Source organism: Eikenella sp. (assembly GCF_057315495.1).
In genome coordinates this window covers 15675-33126 of record NZ_DBHKXY010000033.1, presented here as the reverse complement: position 1 = coordinate 33126, position 17452 = coordinate 15675, and the positions used below count along the sequence as shown (strand labels likewise).

Here is a 17452-nt window from a genome sequence, read left to right as displayed (position 1 = left end):
TTCATGTTTCAGTATTCTCCTGGAAATACTGTAAACAACGCTACGGGTTTCTACACCTGATCGTGCCGCAAACAGGCTACCTGAAAATTATTTGCCGCGTTCGCTCCGTTGAAGTTCGCGCTTTAGCTCCGCAGAAACCCGGCCTCATTCGGAGGCTGCCTTTTAACTTCGTTGAAGCTGTGCTTTCAGGTAGCCTTCGTTTTGCCTAAAACCGCAATTCGGTGCTCACGCCGATGGCGCGGGGGCGTTGGTAGAGCGAGTCGTAGCGGTCGTTGGTGGACACGAATATCGGGCGGCGGCTGTTGAACACGTTGTCGGCATACATCGATACGCGACCGTATTTGAAGTTGTAGGCGGCGTAGAGGTTGAGCTGGCCGTAGCGTTTGATACGCCCGACTTCGGCGTTGTTGGCGGCGGAGTAGTAGCCGCTGAAGCGGGCGTCGCCGCCGGCCTCCCAGCCGGAGGGGTGCTTCCAGGCTACGCCCAAGGTGGCGGTGTAGCGCGGGGCGCGGCCTAAGCGGTTGCCTTCGATGCCGCTGCCGGGGTAGCGGCGGATGTCGGTGTGCAAAAGGCCGAGCCCGGCGGTGAGGCGCAGGCTGTCGAGCGCCTGCCAGCCTGCCTGCATTTCCGCGCCGTAGGTTTGCACGCTGTTGGCGTTGCGGATCACCACGGAGCTGGGCCCGAGGTAGAAGGGGAGCTGCATGTCTTTGTAGCGGTTGGCAAAAAGGTTGCCGCTCAGCTCGAGCCGCCGGTCGGGCGTGCGCCAGCGGGTGTAGAGCTCGATGTTGTTGATGTATTCGGGCTGGTAGGCGTAGGTGAGCACGGGTCGGCCGAAGGTGATGCCTGCACCGCCGGGGTTGTAGCCGCGCGCGAGCTTGAGGCCGGCGGTGAAGTGTTCGCCCGGGCGGTAGGAAAGATCGATTTTGGGCAGAAATACGGTTTGCCCTTTGTCCAAATCCAGGCGCAGGCTGGCACCGCCGCCGTGGCGTTGGTGTTCTTCGCGCTCAAGGCGGCCGGCAAGGGTGAGGTTCCATTGCGGGGCGAACTGCCAATCGGCTTCGGCAAAGGCGGCATACACGCGGTTGGTGTCGCTAAACTCGTTGCGCCCGCCCACACTGCGGATGTCTACGGTTTCGTCTTGGCTGCTGCGGAAGAAATACAGTCCGGCCAGGCCTTTCACGCTGCCGCCTTCGGGGCGGTAGTGCAATACGGGCTCCCACTGCACTTCGTGGCCGCGCAGGGTAGCGGGCACGCCTTGCGGGTGCACGGACATGGGCAGGTGGATGCGGTCGTTGTCATAACGGGCGTACACCAGCTTGTTTTCGAGCTTGAAGCTGTCGCTAACCTGCCAGGAAACATCCCAAATGCCGGAGCGGGAGCCGGTTTCAAATACGGGCTTCTGCGGCAGGAAGCGGGCGCTGGCGGTGTTGCCCATGATTTCATTTTGCGGGGCGCGCGATTTAATGTAGTTGAAGGTGAGGCGGCTGAGGAAGTTGGGATAGGCCTCGGGCGTGAAGAGCAGCTTGAAGCGGATATTGGTGTTTTCCACGCGGCGCGGGTTGCCTGCGGGGTCGTAATGCACGAAGGGTTCGTAGCTTTCGCGCTGCTGGCGCTCGGCACTCAGGCGGAAGGCGAGGTTGTTTTTCACAATCGGGCCGGATACCATCAGCGCGCCGTTGCGGGTTTTCTGGTTGCCCGCGCCCAAGCGCACCGCGCCTTCCCATTCCTGAGTCGGGTCGTTGGACCGCATCACGATGGCGCCGGCTACGGCGTTCTGCCCGCGCACCAGGCTCTGCGGCCCGCGCAAGACTTCCACCTGCCGCATATCCCACAGCGATTGCGTGCCGAAGGCATATTCGTTATAAGTGGCGGAGCGGCCGTCTATCGACAAATTCAAACGCGGCCGCGTACCGGCGAAGAATGCCACCGCACCCACCGCCGGGCCGGAACCGTCCACGCCGCGCACGGTGGGCAAATCGTTGCCGCTGCCCAAATCCACGGTGTTGACGGTTTGCTTGAGCAGGTCGGTGGTGGAAAGCTTGTGGCCGCTGCGGTCGATATCCGGCGCGGTGAACACATTGTGCGATGTGCCGGTTTGGAACACGGTGCGGCTGCCGCGCTCGCCAGTCACCACAATATCGGGCAGTTGCGCGGCGGCATCGGTTTCTTCGGCGTGGGCGAAATATGGGGTGGCAGCCAGCAGGGCAAGCAGGCAGGCGCTGGGACGGACACGGGGTTTCACAGCAATTATCCTTATATTGTTACGGCTCAGTGAGTGCAATTAATATTTACAGATTTACATTAAATATACATATACTGTAAATTATAGAAAGCAGTAAAAGATAATGCAAGCGATTATCGACAATATTCAGTAAACGTATAAGGAAGCAGTTAAACCCATGGCTATCAGTAAAAAACGACAGGCATTGCGCGAAGCAGCTAAAAACCTATTTTATACACAAGGCTTTGCCGCCGTTTCCGTAGAAGCCATTTGCTCCGCCGCCCACACCAGCCGCGTAACCTTCTACAAATATTACTCCGGCAAAAACGCGCTGGTGCAGGAACTATTTGCCGAGCAGAAAGAATGCGTACGCAGCCGACTCGAAGGCCTGCTGGTGCAGCAATGCAGCCTAGAGGAAGCTGCTGCCGCTCTGTTTGCCATCCAGCGCGAATCCTTGGCCGAGCTCTATTCCGCGCCCGTGCTCGACGACATCACCAACGTAGCCGATTTAGAACTGGAACGCTTTTTCCGCAGCATGGAAGAAGAGAAATATCAGTTTATGCGCAGCTTTTTCCACACCCTGCAACAGCGCAAACTCATCCACCACAGCCTGCCGCCCGAACTCATCGACCTCTTCATCCGCCAAATGGACAGCCTCATGCGACAACCCTGTCTCGCCGAACTCTACGCCCCCTCCCCGCAACGACTGCCACAGGATATATTGCAACTCCTGCTCTACGGCCTCACCAGCCGAGAAGCAGAATAAGGCAGCCAGGCTAAACAAAAGGCTACCTGAAAGCATCAGCTTCAACGAAGTTAAAACAAGTTCTGAGAGTTTCTGCGGTGCTGAAACTCCAAGTAGCCTCTTCTCATGCTCACCCCAAGCCCGGCCCGCGTTATAATCCACTCCCATCAATCACATCGAAACCACCGCCATGCCCCCTACCCTAGAGCTCGACCTCACCGGCCTTAAATGCCCCCTGCCCATCCTTCGCGCCAAAAAAGCACTGGCCACTTTGGAAGCAGGGCAGATACTTTCCGTGCGCGCCACCGACCCCGGCGCCCCCGACGACTTTGCCGCCTTCTGCCGCCAAACCGGCCACCAACTGCTCACTTCCGGCACGGATAACGGCGTGTTCGTTTTGGTCATCCAACACAAATAGCCCGGCTTTGCCGCAACATCGTTTTAACCAATCTTGCAACATACCCTTTCAGGTAGCCTTATCCGCCCAGCATCCCAAGGCTACCTGAAAACACTATCTATCCAACCAAGAAAGCCCGCCATGCAAACCCTCACCCTCCTCCGCCCCGACGATATGCACCTGCACCTGCGCGACGGAGACACCCTGCACCACGTTTTGCCGCACACCGCCCGCCAGATGGGCCGCGCCGTGATCATGCCCAACCTCAAGCCACCGGTGATTAGCGTGGCCGATGCCTTGGCCTACCGCGAACGCATCCTCGCCGCCCTGCCCGCCGGCAGCCGCTTCCAACCGTTGATGACGCTCTATCTCACCGACCACGCCACCCCTGCTCTGGTACGAGAAGCCAAAGCCGCCGGCATCGTCGCCTTCAAACTCTACCCTGCCGGTGCCACCACCAATTCCGACAGCGGCGTAACCGATCTGTTCAAACTCCTGCCCGTGCTCGAAGAAATTGCCGCCCAGGATATGCGCTTCCTGGTGCACGGCGAAGTAACCGACCCCGCCATCGACATCTTCGACCGCGAAGCCGCATTCATCGAACGCATCCTCCTGCCCGTGCTGAATAAAGTGCCAGGCCTCAAAACCGTGTTCGAACACATCACCACCGCCGAAGCCGCCCGCCTCGTGTGCCAAAGCGGCGAAAACCTCGCCGCCAGCATTACCCCGCAGCACCTGCTGCTCAACCGCAACGACCTTTTGGTGGGCGGCGTGCATCCACACCACTACTGCCTGCCCGTGCTCAAACGCGAAAGCCACCGCCAAGCCCTGCTTGGAGCCGTATCCGGCGCGCAATCGCACAAATTCTTCCTCGGCACCGACTCCGCACCGCACCCGCAACACGCCAAAGAAAACGCCTGCGGCTGCGCCGGCATGTTCAGCGCCGCCACCGCCATCGAGCTCTACGCCGAAGCCTTCGAGCAAATCGGCGCGCTCGACAAACTCGAAGCCTTCGCCTCGAAAAACGGCGCCCGCTTCTACGGTCTGCCCGAAAACACCGACACCATCACCCTGGTGAAACAAGCGCAAACCGTGCCCAACAGCTTCCCCATCGGCAATGGCGGCAACCTCGTCCCCATGCGCGCCGGTGGCAGCGTGGCTTGGACGATGCAATCGTAAGCCCCGCCCGCTCTGATTTTGATACAAAAAGGCTACCTGAAATTTTTCAGGTAGCCTTTTCATTGCAGCAACGATGTGCTATTCAAACTCTGCCCACACCGGCGCGTGGTCGCTGGGGCGTTCCAGCGCGCGCGGTGCGGTGTCTACGCCGGCGGCGGCAAGGCGCGGCAGCAGGGCTTGGCTGGCGAGGATGTGGTCGATGCGCAGGCCGAGTTTGCGGCGGAACATATTCATGCGGTAGTCCCACCAGGTGTAGAGCGGTTCGGCGGGGTGCAGGCGGCGCAGGCTGTCGGTGAGGCCGAGGTCGAGCAGGGTTTGGAACCAGGCGCGCTCTTCGGCGGAGCAGAGGATTTTGCCCTGCCATTTTTCGGGGTCGTACACATCCAAATCGGCGGGGGCGATGTTGAAATCGCCGAGCAGCACCAATTCCGGATGCTGCGCCAATTCGCTGCGGATGAATTCGGCCAGCGCGGCAAACCATTGCTGCTTATAGGCAAATTTTTCGCTGCCCACGGCTTCGCCGTTCACACAATATACGTCCACCACGCGCACGCCGCCGATGGTGGCGGCAATCACGCGCTGCTGCGGGTCGTTTGGCAGGGCGGGCAGGCCGGTGTGCACGTCTTGTGCTTCTTCTTTGCTCAGGATGGCTACGCCGTTGTAGGTTTTCTGCCCGCTCCACACGGCGCGGTAGCCGAGCATTTCAAAAGCGGAGAGTGGAAACTGGTCTTGATCCAGCTTGAGCTCTTGCAGGCAGAGCACATCAGGCTGATGCTGAATCAGCCAGTCGCTCACGTGCGGCAGGCGCACTTTGAGGGAGTTGACGTTCCAAGTGGCGATTTTCATGGCGTTTGCTTTCGGAATGAATTTTTCAGGTAGCCTGCATCGATAGTGAGGCTACCTGAAAAGTAAGTGTTGCAACAAAATTGAAATCTGCTTATTCGGCTTCGTCTATCCAAGCCTGCTGCACGGCTTCGAGGATGCGCTCGCCGCAACGCTGCGGGTCGTCGTCAAACTCGGGCAAATCGAGGATGAGCTGGCGCAGCCGGGTGAAGCGGACGGCTTTCGGGTCGATTTCGGGATGGCGGTCGAAGAGCTCTTCAGCGATGCGTTGGGTGTCGGTCCATTTCATGATGAGGCTACCTGAAACTATAGTGGATTAAATTTAAATCAGGACAAGGCGGCGAGCCGCAGACAGTACAAATAGTACGGCAAGGCGAGCCAACGCTGTACTGGTTTAAATTTAATTCACTATAGATGTGTACGGCCGGCGGCTGGGGAGCGCCAGGCTTAATGATGCTCGCGGGCATGGTTGATGGTGTATTTGGGGATTTCCACCACCAAGTCTTCGCCGGCCACTTTGGCCTGGCAGCTCAAGCGCGATTCGGCTTCCAAGCCCCAGGCTTGGTCGAGCAGGTCTTCTTCGATTTCGCTCGGTTCTTCCAGGCTGTCGAAGCCTTGGCGCACGATCACGTGGCAGGTGGTGCAAGCGCAGGATTGCTCGCAGGCGTGCTCGATTTCGATGCCGTTGTCGAGCAACAGGCTGCAAATGCTTTCGCCTTCGGGGGCGTTTTCGATGATTTTGCCTTCGGGGCACAATTCGCTGTGCGGCAAGACGGTTACTTTGGGCATGGTGTGTGCTTTCTTGGCTGAATTTTTGAGTGGCGTATTGTAACGGAAAAGGCTACCTGAAAACAGTTGATTGCTTTTCAGGTAGCCTCTATCGCTACACAGATGGCTTAAACTGCAAAAATAACGTTTTTAGCTTCGCAGAAACTCAGCTTCCTTCGGAAACTTCGTTTTGTTCATGCAAACCAAAAGCTACCTGAAACCAGCCAATCGCTTTTCAGGTAGCCTCTATTGCAACGGGGCTTACAGCTTGCCGCCGCCCACGCCGTTGGCGATTTCGCGCACCGCGCTCACATACAGGCGGCTGTGGTTGTATTGCCAAACGGCGAAGAAATTGTTCAGGCCGATATAGTAATCATACTGGCCGGGCGCGGTTTCCAAGCGAAACAGCAAGGCTTTTTCATGGTCGGCCACTTCCTCCAGCGGCGTTACCCCCATCCGACGCAGCTCGCCAACGGTTTTGTTCAGCGCAGTTTTTTCATCAATCAGCGCCAGCAATTCCGGCGTGGGCACCATCGACACCGGCACCATTACCTTGCCGCCGCGCTGCCAGCCGTGTGCCTTCAGATAGTTGGCCACCGAAGCCGCCACATCCGGCACGCTGCCCCAAATGTTGCGCTGGCCGTCGCCATCGTAATCCACCGCCCATTTGCGGTAGCTCGACGGCATAAACTGCGGCATCCCCATCGCCCCGGCGTAGCTGCCGGTGAAGCTAAACGGATCGCGTCCTTCTTCTTTGGCCATCAGCAGGAATTCATGCAGCTCCTGCTGGAAAAACTCACCACGGCGCGGATAGCCGAACGCCAGCGTGGGCAGCGAATCGGCCAGGCGGAAGCTGCCCATATTGCTGCCGTAATTCGTTTCGATGCCCACAATCGCCACCAACACTTCCGCCGGCACGCCGTATTCGCGCGCTACTTGGTCGAGCACTTGGCGGTATTGCTGGTAGAAGCGGCGGCCGCCGTTGATTTTGCCCGCACCGGCATTGCCGCTGCGGAATTCATACCACGGGCGCGACGTGCCGGGGCGGTTCATGATGTTGACAATATTGCCCTTATACACCGACTGCGCGAAAAACTGCTGCAACTGCCCTTCGCCCATCACGCCCAATCCGGCCTGCTGCCGGATAAAGCGCTGCACCTCGGCATTTTGGCTGAACCCGGTTTCCGACACCGGCAAAGCCGATGCTTCCGGCACCACCTTCTGCCCCTCCGGCACAGGCGGAATCGGCTGCTCGCTGCTGCAGGCGGCCAGCACACACAAAACGGCTAAAGCGGGGGCAAATTTCAATTTCATCATGATTTCCAAGCAAACAAATAATGCATGAAGTGTAGCACAGGCAGCCAACCCGGCGCGAATGCAAAGGCTACCTGAAAACTTTCAGGTAGCCTTTAAAACTTGCCGGCCAGGCAGCTAACGCCTTGCCACCGCGGCCGTGGCGAGATATTGCTGCGCCCCGGCGGCAATGGCGCGGGCGGCTTTTTGGCGGAACTGGCTGCTGGCCAGCATCTGCTCTTCGGTGGGGTTGGAAATGAAGGCAGTTTCCACCAAGATCGACGGAATATCCGGCGCCTTGAGCACAGCAAAGCCGGCCTGATCCACGTGGCCTTTGTGCAGGCGGTTGATTTTGCCCATTTCATCGAGCACCGATTTGCCCAGACGCAGGCTGTCGTTGATGGTGGCGGTTTGCACCAAATCAAACAGTGTGTGGTCCACCTGCCGGTTGCCGCTCACGCGGATGCCGCCGATTTGGTCGGAAGCGTTTTGCGATTGCGCCAACCAGCGGGCGGCGGCGCTGGTGGCCCGGCCCCGGCTTAAGGCATACACGCCGGTGCCGCGCGGCTGCGGCGTGGTAAAGGCATCGGCATGAATCGAAATGAAAATATCGGCTTTGCGGCTGCGCGCCTTGGCCACGCGCACACCCAGCGGGATAAACACGTCTTCGTTGCGCGTCATGTACACCTGATAGCCGAGCCGCTCCATTTCGCGTTTGGCTTCGCGTGCAATCGAAAGCACCACGTCTTTTTCGCGCAAGCCGCTGGGGCCGATGGCGCCGGAATCTTCGCCGCCGTGGCCGGGATCGAGCATCACCACCAGCTTGCGGTTGCCGCGCCGATTGCCGCTAGCATGGTTTTGTACCGGCGGCACGCTGGTGGTTTGCGCCTGCGCGGTGGCGGTGCCGTCTTGGCGGATGCGGCCGTTGGTGTAGTCTTGCAGGAGTGCCATCAGCGGGTCGTTCGCTTCCTGCGCCAGCGCCACGGCCTGGGTGGGATAGAGGTCGATCACCAAGCGGTGTTTGAAATTGGCCACCGGCGTGAGCGCAAACACTTGCGGGTTTACGGCGGTTTTCAAATCCATCACCACGCGGATGGTATCGGGGTTGAATTGTCCCACGCGGATGCCGGCCACATACGGATCGCTGCGGCTGAGCTTCTGCGGCAGGCTCTGCACCACGCTGTCGAGGCTCGCGCCCTGAATGTCCACCACCAGGCGGCGCGGGTTGTCCAGCAGGAAATATTTATGCTGCAGGGGGCGGGTGGATTCGAGCGTGGCGCGGGTGTAGGAAGAGGCCGGCCAAATGCGCACGGCCACAAACTGCGGCGTACCGTGTGCTTCGACCGTGGGCACGATGCTCAGGAGCAGCAGGCCGGCGCCGCTGCTTAGGAAAGTTCGGCGGGTAAGTTTTGCCATAATTTGATAAGTTGCTTGCCGTTTTCAGAATCGGCGGAAAGAGTACAGACACGGCCGCTGCCGCTATTTTGCAGTGCAATGTGCAAATCGGCTGCGGGCACGAAGTCTGCAGCGCGTTGCGGCCATTCGATGAAATGGAGGGCGGGCTCGGCAAACAGTTCGCCCAGCCCGGCATCTTCCCACTCTTCCGGCGCGGCAAAGCGGTATAGATCGAAATGGTTTACCGCCAGGCCGTTTGGCCGGTAGCTTTCCACAATGGCATAGGTGGGGCTTTTCACTGCGCCGGCATGCCCCAGCCGGCGCAAAATGGCGCGCACCAGCGTGGTTTTGCCCGCGCCCAAATCGCCTTCCAGCCACACCACCAGCGGTGCGGCCAAATCGGGCGCAATGCGCTGGCCGAAGGCTTCGGTGGCGGCTTCGCCGTTGAGAAAGAGAGAGAGGGAGTTTTGCATGCGGCGGATTATAACCTGAAATACTGTTGGGAAAGTTTAAGCCGCGCGGCTTTCAGCCAGCCTGTCGGCACTGCTTTGGCAAGTTCTAAGGTAGCCTGAACTGAGGCTACCTGAAAATCGGTTTCGCTCTGCTGCGGGGCACATCACTTCATAAGGTGCTGGCTTACCCAGCATGGAAAATATATGGTTTCAGCCACGGGCTACTCAATTTCCGATTATTTCGTTTTTCAGGTAGCCTCTTCTCCGTTTTCGGCAACCTGCTCGTTCTCCGGCAGGGCATGTTCTGCCTCCCATTGCGCAAACCATGCAGCCACCACGGCACCCACTTCCTCCATGCCCTGTTTTTTCAAGCTGGAAAACAGTTGCACACCCACCGCCTGCCGCTCGGCAAAAGGCTGGAGGGCGCGGCGCACGGCAGCGAGGGTTTTAATCTGCTCGTTTTTGGAAAGTTTGTCGGCTTTCGACAACAAAATATGCACTGGTTTACCAGTGCTGGCGAAAAATTCCAACATTTGTTTGTCCAATTCTTTGAGCGGGTGGCGTGCATCCATCACCAACACCAACCCGATAAGCTGGGCGCGGGTTTGCAGGTAGCCGCCGAGTAGCTGCACCCAATGTGCGCGCACGGCTTCGGGCACTTGGGCATAGCCGTAGCCGGGCAAATCCACCATATAGTGCCCATTAGCCAGGCTGAAGAAGTTGATATGCTGGGTGCGGCCTGGAGTTTTGGAAACATAAGCCAGGCGGGTGTGGGCGGTGAGCGTATTGATGGCGCTTGATTTGCCGGCATTGCTGCGCCCTACGAAGGCAATTTCAGCAGGGGTATCGGGCAGGTCTTTTAAGTGATTAACGGTGGTATAAAATTTAGCGTTTTTAAAAAGCGGCATGGCTGGAACAAAAAGTAAAATTTAGTATAGAATACCACGTTTATAAAAACAGAGTATTGGGCGGCGGCCTCCTGCCCCGCCGATTTGGAGCATATACATGAAACACACTACCTTAACCGGCCTACTGCTGGCCGTTTCCGGCTTCACCTTGGCTGCACCGCCCGCCGCCGACATGAACAACGGCAAGCGGGTGGTTGATACGGTGTGCGCTGCCTGTCACGGTGCAGACGGCAACACCAACATCGCCACCTATCCGCGCCTATCGGCCCAACATCCCGCCTACATCATCCAGCAAACCCTGGCCATTAAAAACGGCGACCGCAACACCGGCGCAGCCGTTACCATGCGCCCGCTGGTACAAAACCTGAGCGACAAAGACATCTCCGATGCTGCCGCCTACCTCACCCGCCAAATCCCGAAATCCGGCGAAAGCAATCCCAAAGAAAATCCGGAATTAGGTGCGCGCATTTTCCGCGGCGGCTTGCCGGCTAAAGGCTTGCCTGCCTGCATGTCGTGCCACGGCCCCGGCGGCGCAGGCATTCCGGGCAACCAAACCCTGAAAGACGGCGCAGTAGCCTACCCGCGCCTGGCCGGCCAACACAAATCTTATGTGGTGGACCAACTGCACTCCTATCAAAGTGGCCAACGCACCAACTCCATTATGGGCGACATTGCCAAACGCATGAGCAACGAAGAAATGGATGCCGTAGGCAACTTTATTCAAGGTTTGCAATAAGCCGTATCATTCCGTCCGGCCGTATTCTGCAATGGATACGGCCGGATTGTTTTGCAGCGGATGGAATTGAAACCCATGCGGCTTTGGCTCGCCTTGCCCTGATTTAAATTTCATCATAGCTAGCCTTTTGCCAATCTGCATAATTTACATTTTTTCACGCAGCCCTAATTTTCCGCTAAGCTTGCCTACCTATAATGCAAGCCATCAACTCAGGCAACACCGGTTGTCGCTTTTACCTCCCCCCAATCTTGAATAAAGGAAAACACCATGAAAAACGCTCTGCTCCTCACCGCCATGTTGGCCGTATCCGCCACCGCTTCCGCCGGCTTCTCCGAAAATGGCCAAGCACCTGGCTACCAAAACAGTGTAACCCGCGTTTCTGCCCTGCGCAGCGTACCGGACGACAGCTATGTTACCTTAGAAGGCTACATCGAACGCCAAGTGCGCCACGAACACTACATCTTCCGCGATGCCAGCGGCCGCATCGAAGTGGAAATCGACGACGACGTATGGCGCGGCCTGAACGTTACCCCGCGCGACAAAGTGCGCCTCGAAGCCGAAATCGACCAAGAATGGCGCCGCACCGAAGTAGACGTAAAATCCGTTACCCGTATCCAGTAAGCAAAGAGGCTACCTGAAAACGAAGCTTCAACGCAGTTTAAACGAAGTACATTTCTGCAAAGCCAAAATGCCCGCTTCAACAGAATGGCAACGGGCATATTAAGTTTCGTTCGAACTGCCGACATATTTTTCAGGTAGCCTGTTCCGTTTTCCCCAATCCCCAAACTGTGAAAGGAAAGCCGATGTCAGCACGCAAACCCTCCCTCCTATTGCTGGCCGCCACCATCATGGCCGTTTCCCTGCCCGCCCTGGCCGACCACAACGATTACGATGACGACGATCATTACCACCGCTACTCGCAAGAGCATCGGGTACGCCGCGGCCACCAGCCCGGCCGCTATCGGCAGGCAGGCTATATTTCGAGCACCCGTGCCGCCAACATCGCCGCCCGCCACACCCGCGCCCGCGTAACCGACGTGGACCTCACCACCTGGCGCGGCCGCCGCGTGTATGAAGTGGATTTAGACGGTCGGCGCGGCGATTATGAAGTGATTGTAGACGCCCGCAGCGGCCGCATCCTTTCTTCCAAATTCGATCCCGACGATTAAACCGCTTGCCTATCCAACGTATAAAGGCTACCTGAAAACGCGCAACACAAGTTTTCAGGTAGCCTTTATTTCCGCCCAAGCAAGGGCAAGATCGCACTTACTCAATCCGATAATGCAACATGCGGCTGCTTTCGCGGATAACGCGCACCAGGCGCATAATCAGGCTGGAAACGAAACCGATTCGTTTCCATTCGGCAGGGAAATCGCCCACGATATAGCGGTTGGAAATGAAATGCAGGTTGTCTGCCCATTGCTCTGGCTCACGCACATTGTCGCAAAAGGATTCAAAGCGGGCGCTAACGTGCTTCATGGCATCGTGGCGGGCAGAGTTTTTCACTGTCCAGCTGTTGCACATATCGAAGGCGATTTCACTGCCGTGGAAACGGGCAGCTAGGTTTTGGAATAATGTGCGTACCATTTCATTGGAAAAATACATCAGCACGCCTTCAATCACGAACAGGAATTGGGCATCGGGGTGGCGGGCATGCAACTCGTCCATCCACTCGGTGTCGAAGGCAGAGGCGGCAATCAGGGTTTCGTTGCTTTGCGGCGGCAAAATGGCGCGCCGCCATTGAATCACGTCTTCCAAATCGAGCTGATAAAACGGCACACCGTCTGCTTCGCTACCGATGCGTTCGCAGCGGCTGTCCAGCCCGCAGCCCAGGATGACCACCACAGGATTGCTTTGGCGGCGGATGAAATCGGCGGTGAGCTGGTCGAAATAGCGGGCTCGGATGGCTGTACCGATGAGGGTGGGCTTGGCGCGGTCGAACTTGGCAAAATCATAGTCGATCTGCGGCACCAGCCGGCAAGCAGCGGGATCGATAAGGATGGGGTTGGCCTGCTGGGAGGCACGGTATTTCATATAGAGAGGAATCAGCAGGGTTTCGCTGATGGCGTTTTCGATTTTAATCATGGCTTTCTCCTGTTAACTATTTGTTTGCACACCAGAAACAAACCAAATAAGAGGCCACCTGAAAGAATTTCTCAAAGCTCAAACGAGGCTTTCGTGAAGTAAAAACAGAGGCTACCTGAAAATAATTATCAGGTAGCCTCATTATACGCCTATCGCCAATGCCCTGGCTTCTCCCTGCGGAATAAGCCAATCACAAAATAAAAACAATCACTTAAGAGAATTACTTTAAACACGCATCAGCCATAGCGCTTCTGAAATTCACGCATAAATTCAATCAGCGCTTCTACCCCTTGCAAGGGCATGGCGTTGTAGATGCTGGCACGCATGCCGCCCATGCTCTTGTAGCCGCCCAGCAGGCGCAGGCCGCGGGTGGTGGATTCTTGAACGAAGAGTTCGTCCAATTCCTTGTTGCCGGTGGTGAAGATCACGTTCATTTTGGAGCGGGCGGCAGATGCAACACGGTTACGGTAGAAGCCGCCGCTGTTGTCGATGGCGGCATACAGTGTTTTGGCTTTGAGGGTGTTGATGGTTTCCATCTGCCCTACCCCGCCCTGCGACTGCAGCCAGCGGAATACGAGGCCGGAAATGTAGATGGGATAGGTGGCGGGGGTGTTATACATGCCTTGGCGCTCGATGTGCGAACGATAGTTCCACACATCAGGCACGCGGCTGGAACAGCGATCGAGCAGATCTTCACGAATGATGATGATGGTGGTGCCGGAAGGACCGATATTTTTCTGTGCGCCTGCATAAATCACGCCGAAATCGGCCACATTGATGCGGCGGGAAAGAATCTCGCTCGACATATCGCACACCAAGGGTGGCATGTCCACGCCCAGTTTGGGCACTTCATGATATTGCAGGCCGTGCACGGTTTCGTTAATCACAAAATGCACGAAAGCGGAGCTCGGATCGATATCCCAAGACGCAACCGGCGGCAGGTCGGTGTAATCAAACTGCTCGCCGCCATGCGCGGCCAGATGGATGTTTACATCCGACAATTTGCCCATTTCCTGATGGGCGATGCGGCTCCAGTTGCCGCTCACCACCGAATCGACGCGCTTAAAGCCGTTGCTCAGATTCATCACGGTCATGTTGAACTGTGCGCTGGCGCCACCCTGCAAAAACAAAACTTTATAGTTATCGGGAATATTCAAGAGCTGGCGCAAATCCTGCTCGGCATGATAGAGGATGCTCATGAACACATCGGAGCGGTGGCTCATGGTCATCACGGAAAAGCCCGTGCCGTTGTAGTCAAACATTTCGCTTTGCGCGGTACGCAATACGGATTCGGGCAGCACGGCCGGGCCGGCGGAGAAGTTGTAAATCGGGGTATCCACAGTAAAAACTCGATTGAAATTGCGGCAGGATGCCTTAATGGGTGGGGATTCTATCGTTTGCAAACCTGTTGCAGCAAGGATTTTCGCCATTTCCCACCAAACGGCAGAGCAGTGAAAAACTATTTATTAACTACAATTTCCAAACAAGAAAAGTGATTTCCACCGTTTATCCATAGAAAACAGAATTTATCTCCAGCAATTCAATAGCAGCAAGTGAATCCCACCCTGTCGTTATTTTGGTCTTCGGTATGTGTTGTAGTGGCTGGTTTCAGGTAGCCTGTGCAGCAAAAGGCTACCTGAAAACCCATTTGCGCTTTCAAACAGCCTTTCATATAGTGGATTAAATTTAAATCAGGACAAGGCGGCGAGCCGCAGACAGTACACACGTTACGGCAAGGCGAACCAACGCTGTACTGGTTTTTGTTAATTCACTATAAATATTTTCAGGTAGCCTGCTTGGTATACAGGCTACCTGAAAATTCACAGCGGGCTTTAAGCCGACCAAACAAACATCAAATCTTCAAAATCCGCTCGCCGCGCCCGATGCCGGCGGCGCCGGTGCGCACGGTTTCTAGAATCAAGCCTTTGGGCACGGTTTCGAGGAAGCTGTCGAGCTTATCGCTGGTGCCGGTGATTTCGATCACATAGCTCTTATCGGTTACGTCCACCACCTGGCCTCGGTAAATATCGGTGAGCCGCAGGAGCTCGTCGCGGTCTTTGCCCAAGGCGCGTACTTTTACCAGCATCAGCTCGCGCTCCACATGGCGGCAATTGTTGAAGTCGATTACTTTCACCACTTCCACCAGCTTGTTGAGCTGCTTGGTAATCTGCTCAAGCACTTGGTCGTTACCGCGGGTAACGATGGTCATGCGCGAGAGGGTCGGGTCTTCGGTAGGGGCTACGGAAAGCGCGTCGATGTTATAGCCGCGCGCGGAAAAGAGGCCGACCACGCGGCTCATGGCGCCGGATTCGTTTTCCATCAGGATGGATAAAATGTGTCGCATCATGGCACGCTCCTTGTGTCGTAGTGGCGGTCGGTTACTTCGTTTACATCGGAATCGGCTTTGCGCTCGCGCATATGCGGCGGCAACACCATCTCGTCCAAACCTTTGCCGTTGCCCACCATGGGGAAGACATTTTGTTTGCGATCCACCACGAAATCCATAAACACCAGCCTGTCTTTCAGCGCGAGGGCTTCGCGCAGCGCGCCTTCCACGTCGGCCGGTTTTTCAATGCGCATGCCCACATGGCCGTAGGCTTCGGCCAGTTTCACAAAGTCGGGCAACGTGTCGAAATAGGTTTCGGCTTCGCGGTTGCTGTAATACAGCTCCTGCCATTGGCGCACCATGCCAAGGTAGCCGTTGTTTAGGCAGATGATTTTCACCGGCAGGTTGTATTGTTTGCAGGTAGCCAGCTCTTGGATGTTCATCTGCACCGAGCCTTCGCCGGTAATGCAGCAAATATCGCGGTCTGGCGCGGCAAGATACGCGCCCATGGCATAGGGCAAACCCACGCCCATGGTGCCCAGGCCGCCAGAATTGAGCCACTGCCGCGGCTGGGAGAAGGGGTAATACTGCGCGGCAAACATTTGGTGCTGCCCCACGTCGGTGGTAACGATGGCATTGCCTTGGGTTACTTCGGCCAGGGTGCGTATCACCTGCTGCGGCAGGATAACGTCTTCGCGCGGCTCAAGGTAGAGGCAGTCGCGGCTGCGCCAAGCTTCGATGCGTTGCCACCATTTTTCCAGATTGGCCGGATTAAACTGCAATTCCTGCTTGCGCCACAAGCCGATCATTTCCTCCAACACATTTTTCACGTCGCCCACAATCGGCACGTCGGCCTTCACGCGCTTGGCGATACTGGAAGGATCGATATCGATGTGGATGATTTTTCTCGGCTGTTCCAGGAATTTGGCCGGCACGGAAATCACGCGGTCGTCAAAACGCGCGCCCACGGCCAAAATCACATCGGCATTGTGCATGGCCAAGTTGGCCTCGTATGTGCCGTGCATACCGAGCATGCCGAGGAAGCGGCGGTCGGAAGCGGGATAGCCGCCCAAACCCATCAGCGTGCCGGTGCAGGGGATATTCAGAAGCTGTACCAATTCGGTGAGCTGTTTGGCCGCATTACCCAAAATCACGCCGCCGCCAAAATACACCAGCGGGCGTTTGGCCGCCGCCAGCATCTGCACCGCCTTTTTAATCTGGCCGATGTGGCCGTGCGTAACCGGCTGGTAGGAACGGATAAAAATATCTTCCTGCGGATAGCTGAACTTAGAAAGCGCCTGCGTAGCATCTTTGGTGATATCCACCACCACCGGGCCGGGGCGGCCGCTCTGCGCAATTTGAAACGCCTTTTTGATGGTGGGCGCGATTTCGTCCACCTCGGTAACCAGGAAATTGTGCTTCACGCACGGGCGGGAAATGCCCACCATATCAATTTCCTGAAACGCATCCGAGCCCACCGCGGGCGAAGGCACCTGGCCTGAAATCACCACCAGCGGAATGGAATCGCTATAGGCCGTGGCAATGCCGGTGATGGCGTTGGTGGCGCCCGGGCCGGAAGTAACCAGCGCCACGCCCACCTTGCCGCTCACGCGCGCATAGGCATCGGCGGCATGCACCGCAGCCTGCTCGTGGCGCACCAGAATATGCTCGAATTTGTGGAGTTGGTAGAGAGCGTCGTAGATTTCCAAAACCGCGCCACCGGGATAACCGAACACGTATTCCACGTTTTCGGCCTTAAGACTTTGCACCAATATTTGTGCGCCTGATAATTGCATCAAACCTCTCCTTTTATGCACATCAGCCGACAGTCGGCGGCAGCTTTACCTCGGCATGGTAATGCGCTGGCTGAAGCCGGGCGGATTTAAGGTACGCAAAACGGCAACAACCGGTAACAGTCTGCACGCCGCACCCATCGAAAGAGATGCGGGGTTTATGTAAAAAAAGGAAAATCAAGATACCGCAGCACGGCATAAAAAACAAGAGCAGGCGGGAAAAATACTGCATCAGAAGCATGATTAACTAACTAACGCCGAGCAATCACTAAGAAAATGCCACTTCACTTAAAAAAGCGGAAATAAGCTAT

Annotated in this window: 18 protein-coding genes; 6 read left to right on the top strand and 12 right to left on the bottom strand. The window is 56.8% G+C overall.

From position 1 onward, the window contains the following. Positions 1 to 205: 205 nt before the first annotated feature. Positions 206 to 2242: a TonB-dependent receptor gene (locus tag ACO6EE_RS05590; protein WP_485959848.1), complete on the bottom strand. Its 2037-nt coding sequence runs from the start codon at positions 2240 to 2242 to the stop codon at positions 206 to 208. Positions 2243 to 2399: 157 nt separating this feature from the next. Here ACO6EE_RS05590 and ACO6EE_RS05585 point away from each other — a divergent pair, with 157 nt between their 5' ends. The 3 genes from ACO6EE_RS05585 (at position 2400) to pyrC (ending at position 4542) form a co-directional block, all read left to right on the top strand. Then, on the top strand, positions 2400 to 2987 hold the full coding sequence (locus ACO6EE_RS05585) for a TetR/AcrR family transcriptional regulator (protein WP_070632115.1): 588 nt from the start codon (positions 2400 to 2402) through the stop codon (positions 2985 to 2987). A gap of 169 nt (positions 2988 to 3156) precedes the next feature. Beyond that, positions 3157 to 3384 carry a sulfurtransferase TusA family protein gene (locus ACO6EE_RS05580; protein WP_485959846.1) on the top strand — a complete coding sequence of 76 codons (228 nt, stop codon included), beginning with the start codon at positions 3157 to 3159 and terminating at the stop codon, positions 3382 to 3384. Between the two features lie 120 nt (positions 3385 to 3504). Then, positions 3505 to 4542 (top strand): dihydroorotase, encoded by a 1038-nt coding sequence (gene pyrC / locus ACO6EE_RS05575; RefSeq protein WP_485959849.1) that lies wholly within the window; start codon positions 3505 to 3507, stop codon positions 4540 to 4542. A gap of 78 nt (positions 4543 to 4620) precedes the next feature. Here the strand turns inward: pyrC and xth are convergent, their stop codons facing one another. The 7 genes from xth to yihA form a co-directional block, all read right to left on the bottom strand. Continuing rightward, positions 4621 to 5388: an exodeoxyribonuclease III gene (xth, locus tag ACO6EE_RS05570; protein ID WP_485959845.1), complete on the bottom strand. Its 768-nt coding sequence runs from the start codon at positions 5386 to 5388 to the stop codon at positions 4621 to 4623. A 91-nt stretch (positions 5389 to 5479) separates the two neighbouring features. Then, positions 5480 to 5674, bottom strand: coding sequence for a Fe-S cluster assembly protein IscX (gene iscX / locus ACO6EE_RS05565; protein ID WP_485959843.1), 195 nt, complete (start codon positions 5672 to 5674; stop codon positions 5480 to 5482). 158 nt (positions 5675 to 5832) lie between these two features. Beyond that, positions 5833 to 6174 (bottom strand): ISC system 2Fe-2S type ferredoxin, encoded by a 342-nt coding sequence (gene fdx, locus ACO6EE_RS05560; RefSeq protein WP_003822051.1) that lies wholly within the window; start codon positions 6172 to 6174, stop codon positions 5833 to 5835. Positions 6175 to 6414: 240 nt separating this feature from the next. Beyond that, entirely contained in the window at positions 6415 to 7470 is a 1056-nt protein-coding gene (gene mltB, locus ACO6EE_RS05555) for a lytic murein transglycosylase B (protein WP_485959840.1), read from the bottom strand. A 114-nt stretch (positions 7471 to 7584) separates the two neighbouring features. Then, complete coding sequence (locus ACO6EE_RS05550; protein ID WP_485959838.1) at positions 7585 to 8862, bottom strand: N-acetylmuramoyl-L-alanine amidase; 1278 nt, start codon at positions 8860 to 8862, stop codon at positions 7585 to 7587. Beyond that, positions 8832 to 9314 carry a tRNA (adenosine(37)-N6)-threonylcarbamoyltransferase complex ATPase subunit type 1 TsaE gene (tsaE, locus tag ACO6EE_RS05545; RefSeq protein WP_485959837.1) on the bottom strand — a complete coding sequence of 161 codons (483 nt, stop codon included), beginning with the start codon at positions 9312 to 9314 and terminating at the stop codon, positions 8832 to 8834. Before tsaE ends, ACO6EE_RS05550 begins: the two co-directional genes overlap by 31 nt. Positions 9315 to 9541: 227 nt before the next feature. Continuing rightward, positions 9542 to 10201 (bottom strand): ribosome biogenesis GTP-binding protein YihA/YsxC, encoded by a 660-nt coding sequence (yihA, locus tag ACO6EE_RS05540; protein WP_485959836.1) that lies wholly within the window; start codon positions 10199 to 10201, stop codon positions 9542 to 9544. A gap of 97 nt (positions 10202 to 10298) precedes the next feature. On the opposite strand from yihA, the gene ACO6EE_RS05535 reads away from it, so the two are divergent. From ACO6EE_RS05535 to ACO6EE_RS05525, 3 genes are all read left to right on the top strand, one after another. Continuing rightward, positions 10299 to 10937: a c-type cytochrome gene (locus ACO6EE_RS05535; protein ID WP_485959834.1), complete on the top strand. Its 639-nt coding sequence runs from the start codon at positions 10299 to 10301 to the stop codon at positions 10935 to 10937. A 267-nt stretch (positions 10938 to 11204) separates the two neighbouring features. Then, entirely contained in the window at positions 11205 to 11558 is a 354-nt protein-coding gene (locus ACO6EE_RS05530) for a YgiW/YdeI family stress tolerance OB fold protein (RefSeq protein WP_485959833.1), read from the top strand. A 182-nt stretch (positions 11559 to 11740) separates the two neighbouring features. Continuing rightward, positions 11741 to 12106, top strand: a complete 366-nt coding sequence (locus ACO6EE_RS05525; protein ID WP_485959832.1) for a PepSY domain-containing protein — start codon at positions 11741 to 11743, stop codon at positions 12104 to 12106. A 97-nt stretch (positions 12107 to 12203) separates the two neighbouring features. Here ACO6EE_RS05525 and ACO6EE_RS05520 read toward each other — a convergent pair whose 3' ends face one another. From ACO6EE_RS05520 to ilvB, 4 genes are all read right to left on the bottom strand, one after another. Beyond that, entirely contained in the window at positions 12204 to 13022 is an 819-nt protein-coding gene (locus tag ACO6EE_RS05520) for a class I SAM-dependent methyltransferase (RefSeq protein WP_485959830.1), read from the bottom strand. Between the two features lie 236 nt (positions 13023 to 13258). Continuing rightward, positions 13259 to 14362, bottom strand: coding sequence for a 3-phosphoserine/phosphohydroxythreonine transaminase (gene serC / locus ACO6EE_RS05515; RefSeq protein WP_485959829.1), 1104 nt, complete (start codon positions 14360 to 14362; stop codon positions 13259 to 13261). Positions 14363 to 14874: 512 nt separating this feature from the next. Then, positions 14875 to 15366 carry an acetolactate synthase small subunit gene (gene ilvN / locus ACO6EE_RS05510; RefSeq protein WP_035573514.1) on the bottom strand — a complete coding sequence of 164 codons (492 nt, stop codon included), beginning with the start codon at positions 15364 to 15366 and terminating at the stop codon, positions 14875 to 14877. Beyond that, positions 15366 to 17144 (bottom strand): biosynthetic-type acetolactate synthase large subunit, encoded by a 1779-nt coding sequence (gene ilvB, locus ACO6EE_RS05505; protein ID WP_485959827.1) that lies wholly within the window; start codon positions 17142 to 17144, stop codon positions 15366 to 15368. Before ilvB ends, ilvN begins: the two co-directional genes overlap by 1 nt. Positions 17145 to 17452 lie beyond the last annotated feature (308 nt).

Excerpts from the sequence above, each read along its gene's own strand:
- iscX (WP_485959843.1), bottom strand. The coding sequence starts at position 5,674 with ATGAAATGGACCGACACCCAACGCATCGCTGAAGAGCTCTTCGACCGC.
- yihA (WP_485959836.1), bottom strand. The coding sequence starts at position 10,201 with ATGCCGCTTTTTAAAAACGCTAAATTTTATACCACCGTTAATCACTTA.
- ACO6EE_RS05550 (WP_485959838.1), bottom strand. The coding sequence starts at position 8,862 with ATGGCAAAACTTACCCGCCGAACTTTCCTAAGCAGCGGCGCCGGCCTG.
- ACO6EE_RS05530 (WP_485959833.1), top strand. The coding sequence starts at position 11,205 with ATGAAAAACGCTCTGCTCCTCACCGCCATGTTGGCCGTATCCGCCACC.
- fdx (WP_003822051.1), bottom strand. The coding sequence starts at position 6,174 with ATGCCCAAAGTAACCGTCTTGCCGCACAGCGAATTGTGCCCCGAAGGC.
- tsaE (WP_485959837.1), bottom strand. The coding sequence starts at position 9,314 with ATGCAAAACTCCCTCTCTCTCTTTCTCAACGGCGAAGCCGCCACCGAA.
- ACO6EE_RS05525 (WP_485959832.1), top strand. The coding sequence starts at position 11,741 with ATGTCAGCACGCAAACCCTCCCTCCTATTGCTGGCCGCCACCATCATG.
- mltB (WP_485959840.1), bottom strand. The coding sequence starts at position 7,470 with ATGATGAAATTGAAATTTGCCCCCGCTTTAGCCGTTTTGTGTGTGCTG.
- xth (WP_485959845.1), bottom strand. The coding sequence starts at position 5,388 with ATGAAAATCGCCACTTGGAACGTCAACTCCCTCAAAGTGCGCCTGCCG.
- ilvB (WP_485959827.1), bottom strand. The coding sequence starts at position 17,144 with ATGCAATTATCAGGCGCACAAATATTGGTGCAAAGTCTTAAGGCCGAA.
- ACO6EE_RS05520 (WP_485959830.1), bottom strand. The coding sequence starts at position 13,022 with ATGATTAAAATCGAAAACGCCATCAGCGAAACCCTGCTGATTCCTCTC.
- ACO6EE_RS05535 (WP_485959834.1), top strand. The coding sequence starts at position 10,299 with ATGAAACACACTACCTTAACCGGCCTACTGCTGGCCGTTTCCGGCTTC.
- pyrC (WP_485959849.1), top strand. The coding sequence starts at position 3,505 with ATGCAAACCCTCACCCTCCTCCGCCCCGACGATATGCACCTGCACCTG.
- ACO6EE_RS05580 (WP_485959846.1), top strand. The coding sequence starts at position 3,157 with ATGCCCCCTACCCTAGAGCTCGACCTCACCGGCCTTAAATGCCCCCTG.
- ACO6EE_RS05585 (WP_070632115.1), top strand. The coding sequence starts at position 2,400 with ATGGCTATCAGTAAAAAACGACAGGCATTGCGCGAAGCAGCTAAAAAC.
- ilvN (WP_035573514.1), bottom strand. The coding sequence starts at position 15,366 with ATGCGACACATTTTATCCATCCTGATGGAAAACGAATCCGGCGCCATG.